Source organism: Ruegeria sp. CDSA034 (assembly GCF_059612275.1).
In genome coordinates this window covers 188,623-198,183 of sequence record NZ_JBXWQH010000008.1, presented here as the reverse complement: position 1 = coordinate 198,183, position 9,561 = coordinate 188,623, and the positions used below count along the sequence as shown (strand labels likewise).

Below are 9,561 nucleotides of genomic sequence, written 5' to 3'. Positions count from 1 at the left end.
TCGACAACGCATATGGCGACAGAAACCTAATCTGCACATGCCCCCCAATGGACGCTTACGAAGAAGCCGCTGAGTAAAATCAAAGCCCCCGTTGAAAAGCGGGGGTTTTTCTTAGGGTGCGAAGTCAACGGGTACGCCAAAGGGTGGCGTGTCCACGCTGGCCCCGGTCAGGGCGTGCAGAAACGAGACAAGGCTGCTGATTTCCGTTTGTGATAGTTTCACCGGAGCGATGTCGATCTTACTGCGCACACGCTGCATCTCAAACTGGTCCTGCCAAACAACAAAATCTGCCTTTTGCAGCCATGGTACACTGGGTAATTGCGCCATTTCGGGTGCCCAGTTTGCGAAACTGGCCAAAGGGTCCAGATGATGGCGGATCATGCTTTCAAGGTCAGGAAAGGCGCCGTTGTGGCCGTAAGGTGCGGTCAAGGCCACGTTGCGCAGCATCGGAGTACGGAAGCGATAGGCATCCTCAAGCCGGTCACTTTCGCCCATCCGGCCCACGTCGCGAACATAGGGGTCCCACTGCCGGGTACGACCGGGACCAAAGGGTGGCAGGGCCAGAGCGTGGAATTTCTGATCGGACATCAGCGGGCCGGAATGGCAGTCAGAGCATTGCGCCTTTCCGTAGAAAAGGTTCATTCCGTTCTGTTGGGCCGGCGACAGGGCATTTGTGTCCCCGGCCAGATACCGATCAAACGGGCTGTCGGTGCTGCGCCATTCGGTGGCCATGAACGCCGCCAGCGCGTTGGCGATTTGTGTGATCGAGATGTCTTCGGTCGTCTCGACCTCGTCAAACGCGGCGACCATTGCCGGGCCATAACGCGGATCGGTGCGGACGCGTTTTGCCAAAATCGGCCAACCCTTGTCGATGCGATCATGGACCGCGCCCGTGACCTGGTTTTCGGCGACATTCCCGGCCATTTCGAATTGCGAGGTCAGTGGGAACAGCGATTGCGCGGCCAGCAGCGAATTCAGCCCGTAAGGCAACCATTCCTGCGCAGGTGAATTGAAGCCGTTGCCATACACGTCTGAAATACTCAGGCGGCCATCATGGAATACCGTATGAATGTCTTTTGCCCCAAGGTTCCATAAACCCGGCGAATTGCGCGGAATACGTTTGCGGATTTTTTCCGCTCTGGTACCAGGGGTTCGGTCTGGGCCGAGCCCCTGACCACCCTCGCCAATACCCAGCGATAACCCGTCGGACGTGCCGAAATCCGGGTGATGGCAATGGGCGCAGGTGATGTTCTGATTGCCGGACAGGATCGGATCGTAAAACAGTTGATGACCGATGGCGGCCTGTTCCATATCAAAGGCGATGAAGTCATTATCCGTCAGCGGGCGCGGTAAATCCTGCGCTGCCGCCGCACCGACGAAAAGGAAAACAGCTCCATGCGCCAGTTTGTATTTGCCCTTTGCTGTGTTGCGACCCCGGCGCTGGCCGAACTGGAGCAGGCCCGTGACATGATGGAGGCCGGCGCGTTCGAGGCCGCGCGCGAGGAACTGATGCCCGCTGCCCGATCGGGCAATGCCGAGGCAGAGGAACTGATTGGCGTGATGTACGGCCTTGGGCTGGGCGTCGAGCAAGACTATGAAAGGGCGTTTGAATGGTATTTGCGCGCCTCGATGAAAGGGCATCCGGGGGCGCAGTCCGGCGTTGGCTGGTACTATGAGTTGGGCCTTGGCATGCCCGCGCCTGATTTTGTGCGGGCTTACATGTGGTACACGCTCAGCGCCATTGGCGGCGATCCCGATGCGGCAATCAGCCTTGAGGAAGTGGTCAAGAAAATGTCGCCGGAGCAGATCGAAAAAGCGCATGTTCTGGTCAACGACTACAAAGGGTGGATGTACCCGTTTCGGTAAAAGGCCGGGCCATAAGGCCCGACCCAGTTTTACTTAGTTCAGGTCTGCATCACGCGACGCATTGATCTCGCCTTCGGCGATGGACACGGCCTCGGTCAGCGCGGCAAAGATTTCATCCCCACGGGCCACGTTGGACTGGAACCACTCGTAAACCGGTGTTGCTGCGTCTTTGAACGCGGCTTTCTGGTCGGGAGTTGGAACATACAGATCACCACCACCTGCGACGAAATCTTCATAGGCCTGGATCGACTTGCGCTTGGGCGATGCAAAGGTCGCTTGCTGCAGGGCATAGAAACCATCGACCACAACACGGCGTAGTTCCTCGGGCATCTCCTGGAACTTGGCGTTATTCATCCACCACAGTGCACCCATGTAGGCGTGGCCGTCCAGCGTGACGTATTGCAGGCCCGCATCCGGAAACTTCATGCCCATGATGTCGGTGATGCCGTTTTTTGAGCCTTCAACAACGCCAGTCTGGAAACTGGTGAACAGTTCCGGCCACGGGATCGGAGTGGGCGACGCGCCCAGAGCCTTGACGAGCTCCTGAGGCAGGTCGGCGACCACAGTACGAATTTTCAGGCCTTCCATATCGGCGGGTTCGGCAATTCTGCGCTGCGTGTTCGCGAAGTTCCGCCAGCCACCGGTATTGCCGATGGTCATCAGGCGGATCGCACCACCGGAATCCTCCAGCGCCATCTCGCGCATCGTGCGGGTGAAGTCACCGGACAGAACACGCTCGGCCACGCGATCATCGGCCATCAAGTAGGGCAGGTCGAGAACCTGCACATACGGGAAGATCCCCGATGCGCCGCCTGAGGTAGAGATGTAGATGTCGATTGTGCCATCAGCCACACCCTGCAGGCATTCGGCGCCATTCGAACAGAGTTGCGTACCGATGAACAGCTCGACCTCGATCGCGCCGTTTGAGGCCGCTTCGACGTAGTTCTTGAAAACGATTAGACCGTCATAATCCTCGTCGTTTTCGTTTGAGTTTGCTGTGGCGCGCAGCGTGTAGTCTGCTGCCGTGGCCGCGATGGCCGATGCGGCAACCAGCGATGTCGCTAAGGCTGCTGTCTTGATAAATCTTCCGAGCATGCGTTTCCTCCCTGTGATACTCAGTCAGTTTGCAAATCCCGTTATGCGCGGGATCGTCATGGATAGTGCGGGGACATAAGTGATCAGGAAGATCACTATGATTTCGACGGCCAGAAACGGCAGGATCGCCTTGGCGATCGTCTCGACCTTTTCGCGCGACACGGCGGCGGCCACGAACAGGACCAAACCCATGGGCGGCGTGGCCAAACCAACGGTCAGGTTGACGCTCATGATGATGGCAAAGTGGATCGGATCGACGCCCAGGCTGGTGAAGATCGGCGCAAGGATCGGGCCAAGGATGATGATCGCCGGTCCTGCGTCCAGGAACATGCCGACGACAAACAGCAGCAGGTTGATCAGGAACAGCAGGATCAGCGGATTTTCTGACAGGCTGAGGATCAACTCGGCCAGTTGTTCGGGCGCATGGCTGAGACTGACCACGGTTTTGAAGGCCATCGCCGCGCCGACCAGCAACAAAACGACGGCCGAGGTCAGACCCGCATTGCTGAGAATTTCAGGTACCTCTTTCAGCGTCAGCGTGCGCAGGACAAAAAAGCCGATGAGGAACGCATAGCCGACAGCGACCGCCGCGGCCTCGGTTGGGGTGAAGATACCACCCAGAATACCGCCCAGAATGATGACAGGTGTCAGCAGGGGGAAGAACGCTTTGAGGCTGGCCTGACGGCGCTCGCCCCAGGTGTATTTTCGGCTGGCGACGGGGAAGTCGTATTTGTCGGCCATCACCTTGATCATCAGCATCAAGCCGACGCCGACCATCACGCCGGGTACGATGCCGGCAAGAAAAAGAGCGGCCACGCTTTCGCCCATGACATAGGCGTAGATGATCATGATGCCTGATGGTGGAATGATCGGTCCGATCACGGAACTGGCCGCCGTGATCGCGGCGGCGAACTTGCGGGTATAGCCCTGTTTTTCCATCGCTGGGATCAGCATTGAACCCAGCGCCGACGTATCGGCCACGGCTGAGCCTGACAGCCCGGCAAACAGGATCGAACTCAGCACATTTACATGCGCCAGACCGCCCCGAAAATGGCCCATCAGGGCTTGGCTGAACTCAACCAGACGGATTGTGATGCCGCCGCGGTTCATCAACTCTCCGGCCAGCATGAAGAAGGGGATGGCCATCAGCGGAAAGCTGTCCATGCCGTTATAGACATTGCGATACAGCAGCGTGATGTCGGCCGTCTGACCGTTCAACCACAGAAGAATGCCTGGTGCAGCCAGCAATGCAAAAAAGACCGGCAGGCCGATCAGCAGAAACACCAGAAATGTGGGCAGGAACCATATCAGCATCTATTCGGCCCCCACAGGTGCATCGGCAATGTCCGGCAGCAGATGACCGCCGCCCAACAGGGTCACGACGGCGCGCAAGATCAGCTCGATATTGACTGAAATCAGCAGGATGACCCCAACCAACAGTGAGGCCATCATCCAGCTGCGCGGAATGCGGTACCACTCGTCAAACCCAAAGGACGTTGGCAGATACAGCGCAGCGGTGGCGAACTTGCCGCCAAACCCGGTGACCTCGGACCAGCCGATTTTGACGGCCACCAGCAAAACGGCCAGCGAAACCAGCAGCAGCAGGATGTTCAGGGTTTGCCCAACCCCTCGCGGCAGCATCAGGGGCACCATGTCGATAGCGACAAACCCGCCGCGCCGAAATGCCGTGGGGGCCATCAGGCCGGTCATCCATAGCATGCAGAACCGAGCGGCCTCATCCGGCCAAGGCAGCGCGTTGCCCAGAACGTATCTGAAAAACACCTGAATCAGGATCGCGATTACCATAAGCGCAATCGCAACGACACCAACCGCGCGGCCCAATCGCAGCACGGTTTCATTAACAAACGCGATCGGTGCAAGCACCGACGTCAATCCGCCCATGCGGATCCTCCCTTTTCAGCCGCGGGTTTCCACCGCGACAGTTATTCCGCGCTTACTGGTGCGCGAATTGGCCGAGCTTTCCGGCGTAGAAGGTCAATGCGTCTCCGTCCGCCATACTGGCACGCAGGACCTTTCCAATAACGATAACGTGGTCGCCAGCGTCGTGATAAGCGTGTTGCTCACATTCGAAACGGGCCAGACAATCGGGCAGCAGCGGGGTTCCATTTTCACAGCGCTCGTGGTCGATATCCTGAAGCGCAAACGCGTCTTTCGAGCATCCAAAGCAAAGCTCGGCCTGTTCCGCTGAAAGGACGTGAACACTAAAATGCCGTGCTTCTTGGAAATAACGGAACCGGCGCGAGTTGCGATCGCCCGCCCACATGACAAGTGGTGGGTCCAGCGAAAGGGACGAGAAACTGTTTGCGGTGATGCAAACCGGCCCGTCCGTGCTGTCACAGGTGACAACGGTGACACCGGTGGCAAAACGACCAAAAGCGTCGCGCAAGGTTCGGGTATCGTCCCTGTGGGGAACGAATGTGCGGGTCATGTCCTTTGAGATTGCATTCATCATGGTACCTCATGCCCCAGTGCCGCCTCATACAGGCGGTACCAGCTTTCGCGATCCAAATTGACTTTCAGCGCGTCAGAGATGCGCTTGATCCGGTCCAGATTGTTGGTGCCCAAGACTGGAAGAATGCCTGCAGGGTGGGCCAGAAGAAACGCCACCGCCACGGCGGCGCGATCCACGCCGAATTCCTCAGCGATTTCGTCCGCTACAACCCCGACCGGAGGGTTTCCAGCCATCAGCAACCCGCCACCCAAGGGTGACCACGCCATCACCGGCTGGCCATGCTGCTGATGAAACGCCAGATCACCGTTGGTGAAGGGGCCGATTTCGCCCAGAGAAATCTCGATCTGGTTGGTCACCAATTGGGTTTTCATCGCCGATTGCAGCAGGCTCCAGTCCCATGGGCGGAAATTCGACACGCCAACCGCGCCGACCTTGCCGCTGGCGACAACTTCGTCCAGCGCGGCACCTGTTTCGTGATGATCCATGAATGGATCGGGGCGGTGAATCAGCAGCAAGTCGATATGATCGATGGCCATTTCGGACAGCGATGTCTCAACCGATTTCAGGATATGCGCGCGCGAGGTGTCATAGTATTTGCACTTGGCGTCCGCATACCGACCCATCGGCGCGACGATGTCACATTTGGTGACGATTTCCATCTGCTGACGCAGGCTTGGATTTGCGCGCAAGGCATTGCCCAGAACGGCCTCTGCTGCGTATCCGCCATAGATATCGGCCTGATCGAAGGTGGTGATGCCCTGATCCAGACAGGCCTGAATCTTGGCCTCGACATGGTCTGCCGATGTATCCGTATCATCGCCCAGCCGCCACATGCCATAGACAAGGCGGCTCATGTCCAGCGAGTCAGATAGTTTTACACGTTGCATCAGCGGCGAACTCCATTGCCCAGCGGGGTGGCCGGGGTATTTGCGGGAACCCTTCCGTAAGCTTCGGGAAGGGAACAGGTTTTCAGGTTAGGCATAACACGGCTGCCAAAATGGCGGGCCTCGTCCATGTGAGGATAGCCCGAGAAGATGAAGGCGCGGATGCCCATCTTCTGATATTCTTCGATCTTGGACATGACCTGATCGGTTGAACCGACCAGTGCCGCGCCACAGCCGGAACGTGCACGACCTACACCGGTCCACAGGCCGGGTTCGACATAGCCATATTCATCCGCCAAATCGCGGTTTTTGGATTGATGCGCCACGCCCAGAGACGTTGCATCCTGCGCCCGTTCACGAATTGCCCGGCCGTATTCATCATCCAGTTTTGAGACGATGTAATCGGCGTACTCCTGCGCCTCGACCTCGGTGTCGCGGACGATCATGTGCACGCGCAGGCCGTAATCCAGTGTGCGGTTGTAGTTTTCCGCAACCGCATGAACGGCCTTCATCCGTTCGGCCAGTTGATCCTTGGTTTCCGGCCACATCAGATAGACGTCGCAATGTTCACCGCACAAATCCAAGGCGGACGGGGAATAGCCCCCGAAATACAGCAGCGGCCCGCCGGTTTGATAGGGTTTCGCCGGGTCGGTCGTCAGGCCCGAAAAGTTGTAGACCTCACCGGCATGGTTGATCTCATCCTGCGTCCACGCTTGTTTTAGAATCTCGACCACTTCGCGCGAGCGTTGATAGCGATAGGCGCTGTCGGCTTTCTCTCCGGGAAAATCGGATGAGATAATGTTGACCGTCAACCGCCCCTTTAGCATGTGATCCAGCGTTGCGATGGTGCGAGCCAGCATAATCGGTTGCATCTCGCCGCAGCGGACAGCGGCCAGCATGTTGATCTTGTCGGTGATCGGCGCACAGCCTGCCACAAAGCTCAGCGTGTCTTGCCCCACCTGATAGGACGACGGGCAGAGGATATTGCGAAAACCCTGCGCCTCGGCCTCTTTCACGATGTCCGAGCAGTGGTCCCAGCTGGATCGCAGGTCACCATCGGGCATTCCAAGAAACTGGTAATCGTCCGAACACAGCGCCGCGAACCATGAAACCTCGGCCGCATTCAGATCGGGTGAGGTGATGGGGACGATGGTCATCTGATTCGCTCTCCACGTGGCTATGACTTTCCTCTTGCGTAGCAATCACATTGATGTAGATCAATGGTGTATCAATTTTTCCTGCGACTGAGTGAAGCGCCAAAAGATGTCGTCAGCCAACCGAAACCCGAACGCCCTGCCGGTTTATGTTCAGATTGCCGAGCTTCTGATCCGCGACATCGCCGCCGGTCGGCTGATCGATGGTGAGCGTTTGCCGCCCGAACGGGATCTGGCGTCGGAACTGAAGGTATCGGTAGGGACCCTGCGAAAATCGCTGGCTGAGCTTGAGAAAAAGGGGATGCTGGAGCGTATTCAGGGTTCGGGCAATTATGTACGTGAGACCGGAACGCAAAACAGCGTCTATGCAATGTTCCGACTGGAGCTGCCTGAAGGCGGTGGGTTGCCGCGGGCGGATATCCTGTCAGTTGACCATCTGAAAAAGCCCGCAGATTTGCCGCGATTTGGTGCCTCGGACATGGGCTCGCGGGTGCGCCGAATGCGCTACCTGAATGATACAATTATCGCGGTTGAAGAAATCTGGCTGGATGAGTCTGCTGGTTTGATTGATCGACAGCTGCTGTCCGACTCGCTTTATCGGTACTACCAGCACCAGTTGGGGTTCTGGATCACGCGTGCTGAAGACAGGGTTTCTCTCGGGATCTTGCCGGATTGGACACCCACTGATTTCACCAGGCCAGCCGGAGAAACGGTTGGCTACATCGAGCGGTTCAGCTGGTCGGAAAAACCCGAATCGGTTGAGTTTTCAAAAACATGGTTCGACCCGGATCGGGCCACCTATGTCCAACGACTGAAGTAAAAGGAACTGCGCATGACCCGGACCATTCACTACGGGCTGATCGGATGCGGTATGATGGGGCAGGAACACCTGCACAATATTGCCCTGCTGGACGACACGCGCGTTTCAGCGATTTTTGAGCCTGACGCTGAGATGGCGAAGGCAGCGCAGGCGATTGCGCCTGATGCGGTGATGGTGTCTTCAGTCGAAGAATTGCTTGCGGTCGACGATCTGGACTGCGTCGTCATCGTTAGCCCCAACCACCTGCATGTGGATCAAATCGAAGAGATTGCCCGGACGCGCCCGTTGCCGTTGTTGGTAGAGAAACCTCTTTTCACAGATCCGGTGGATGCGTCGCGACTTGAGGCGCTTCAGCGTGACTATCCGCACCCAATCTGGGTTGCGATGGAATACCGCTATATGCCGCCCATTGCCGCGCTGATTGCCGAGGCAGAGGCCACGGGCGGCGTTAAGATGCTGTCGATCCGCGAGCATCGGTTTCCGTTTCTGGAAAAAGTCGGGAACTGGAACCGGTTCAATCGCAACACGGGCGGCACATTTGTCGAAAAATGCTGCCATTTCTTCGACCTGATGCGTTTGATCCTGCAATCCGATCCGGTTCGCGTTACAGCCAGCGGCGGGCAGGCGGTCAACCATCTGGACGAGACCTATGAGGGCGAAGCGCCCGATATCCTTGACCATGGCTATGTCATCGTGGACTTCGCCTCGGGCGCGCGTGCGATGCTAGAGCTGTGCATGTTTGCTGAAGGATCACGGTATCAAGAGGAAATCTCGGCCGTTGGGCCAGACGCCAAGATCGAAGCGTTGGTGCCAGGGCCGGGGCGGTTCTGGCCGGAACATCTTGGCACGCCGCCGGTCCCGCAGATCATTGTCAGCCCACGTGCCCCAAAAGGTCCGGTCACCAAAGAGATCCCCGTCGATCCGCGCCTATTGGCCGCCGGGGACCACAATGGTTCAACTTTCTACCAACATCAGGGGTTCTTAGCTGTTCTACGAGGCGAAAAGGCACAACCTGACGTCACCCTGAACGATGGCCTTTGGGCCGTGCGCATCGGTTTGGCGGCGCAACAGGCATTGGAAACCGGAGAGACTGTGCGCCTCTCGTCTTGATGCCGATAGGAAACCCGCGTTCCAGATATGCACATAATCGGGTGTCGTTTTTGGCACCCGATGCGTCTTTTCCGCTTGCTGGGCGTCGTTCGAGGCAATAGCTCTGTCTGTGGGACACCCCTCCCCAACGAGGGGCGTGTATCTGTAAGGGTAATACAC

General features: G+C 57.7%; 10 protein-coding genes. 3 read left to right on the top strand and 7 right to left on the bottom strand.

The annotated features are described in order from the left end of the window. Positions 1-111 precede the first annotated feature (111 nt). The gene (locus tag AC2FLJ_RS14835; protein ID WP_496699523.1) at positions 112-1,311 is read right to left on the bottom strand and encodes a cytochrome-c peroxidase; all 1,200 of its coding nucleotides are present in this window, start codon (positions 1,309-1,311) and stop codon (positions 112-114) included. 84 nt (positions 1,312-1,395) lie between these two features. Between AC2FLJ_RS14835 and AC2FLJ_RS14830 the strand changes: the two genes are divergently transcribed. After that, entirely contained in the window at positions 1,396-1,866 is a 471-nt protein-coding gene (locus AC2FLJ_RS14830; RefSeq protein ID WP_496699521.1) for a tetratricopeptide repeat protein, read from the top strand. A gap of 33 nt (positions 1,867-1,899) precedes the next feature. Here AC2FLJ_RS14830 and AC2FLJ_RS14825 read toward each other — a convergent pair whose 3' ends face one another. From AC2FLJ_RS14825 to AC2FLJ_RS14800, 6 genes are read right to left on the bottom strand one after another with little or no spacing between them, the layout of a single operon-like run. Then, positions 1,900-2,961, bottom strand: coding sequence for a TRAP transporter substrate-binding protein (locus tag AC2FLJ_RS14825; protein ID WP_496706485.1), 1,062 nt, complete (start codon positions 2,959-2,961; stop codon positions 1,900-1,902). A gap of 24 nt (positions 2,962-2,985) precedes the next feature. Next, entirely contained in the window at positions 2,986-4,275 is a 1,290-nt protein-coding gene (locus AC2FLJ_RS14820) for a TRAP transporter large permease (RefSeq protein WP_496706483.1), read from the bottom strand. Beyond that, the gene (locus AC2FLJ_RS14815; RefSeq protein WP_058272639.1) at positions 4,276-4,863 is read right to left on the bottom strand and encodes a TRAP transporter small permease; all 588 of its coding nucleotides are present in this window, start codon (positions 4,861-4,863) and stop codon (positions 4,276-4,278) included. A gap of 52 nt (positions 4,864-4,915) precedes the next feature. Then, on the bottom strand, positions 4,916-5,431 hold the full coding sequence (locus tag AC2FLJ_RS14810; protein WP_058272664.1) for a flavin reductase family protein: 516 nt from the start codon (positions 5,429-5,431) through the stop codon (positions 4,916-4,918). Then, positions 5,431-6,321 (bottom strand): aldo/keto reductase, encoded by an 891-nt coding sequence (locus AC2FLJ_RS14805; protein WP_058272638.1) that lies wholly within the window; start codon positions 6,319-6,321, stop codon positions 5,431-5,433. The genes AC2FLJ_RS14810 and AC2FLJ_RS14805 overlap by 1 nt, the downstream gene beginning before the upstream one ends. Continuing rightward, positions 6,321-7,475, bottom strand: a complete 1,155-nt coding sequence (locus AC2FLJ_RS14800; protein WP_496706481.1) for an LLM class flavin-dependent oxidoreductase — start codon at positions 7,473-7,475, stop codon at positions 6,321-6,323. The genes AC2FLJ_RS14805 and AC2FLJ_RS14800 overlap by 1 nt, the downstream gene beginning before the upstream one ends. A gap of 106 nt (positions 7,476-7,581) precedes the next feature. On the opposite strand from AC2FLJ_RS14800, the gene AC2FLJ_RS14795 reads away from it, so the two are divergent. Both AC2FLJ_RS14795 and AC2FLJ_RS14790 read left to right on the top strand, forming a co-directional pair. Next, positions 7,582-8,292 (top strand): GntR family transcriptional regulator, encoded by a 711-nt coding sequence (locus AC2FLJ_RS14795; RefSeq protein ID WP_496706479.1) that lies wholly within the window; start codon positions 7,582-7,584, stop codon positions 8,290-8,292. Positions 8,293-8,304: 12 nt separating this feature from the next. Next, positions 8,305-9,402 carry a Gfo/Idh/MocA family protein gene (locus AC2FLJ_RS14790; protein WP_282170548.1) on the top strand — a complete coding sequence of 366 codons (1,098 nt, stop codon included), beginning with the start codon at positions 8,305-8,307 and terminating at the stop codon, positions 9,400-9,402. The last annotated feature ends 159 nt before the right edge of the window (positions 9,403-9,561 follow it).

What these genes read in the sequence shown, in the direction of transcription:
- AC2FLJ_RS14805 (WP_058272638.1), bottom strand. Translation starts at nt 6,321, where the DNA reads ATGCAACGTGTAAAACTATCTGACTCGCTGGACATGAGCCGCCTTGTC.
- AC2FLJ_RS14820 (WP_496706483.1), bottom strand. Translation starts at nt 4,275, where the DNA reads ATGCTGATATGGTTCCTGCCCACATTTCTGGTGTTTCTGCTGATCGGC.
- AC2FLJ_RS14825 (WP_496706485.1), bottom strand. Translation starts at nt 2,961, where the DNA reads ATGCTCGGAAGATTTATCAAGACAGCAGCCTTAGCGACATCGCTGGTT.
- AC2FLJ_RS14830 (WP_496699521.1), top strand. Translation starts at nt 1,396, where the DNA reads ATGCGCCAGTTTGTATTTGCCCTTTGCTGTGTTGCGACCCCGGCGCTG.
- AC2FLJ_RS14810 (WP_058272664.1), bottom strand. Translation starts at nt 5,431, where the DNA reads ATGAATGCAATCTCAAAGGACATGACCCGCACATTCGTTCCCCACAGG.
- AC2FLJ_RS14795 (WP_496706479.1), top strand. Translation starts at nt 7,582, where the DNA reads ATGTCGTCAGCCAACCGAAACCCGAACGCCCTGCCGGTTTATGTTCAG.
- AC2FLJ_RS14800 (WP_496706481.1), bottom strand. Translation starts at nt 7,475, where the DNA reads ATGACCATCGTCCCCATCACCTCACCCGATCTGAATGCGGCCGAGGTT.
- AC2FLJ_RS14835 (WP_496699523.1), bottom strand. Translation starts at nt 1,311, where the DNA reads ATGGAACAGGCCGCCATCGGTCATCAACTGTTTTACGATCCGATCCTG.
- AC2FLJ_RS14790 (WP_282170548.1), top strand. Translation starts at nt 8,305, where the DNA reads ATGACCCGGACCATTCACTACGGGCTGATCGGATGCGGTATGATGGGG.
- AC2FLJ_RS14815 (WP_058272639.1), bottom strand. Translation starts at nt 4,863, where the DNA reads ATGGGCGGATTGACGTCGGTGCTTGCACCGATCGCGTTTGTTAATGAA.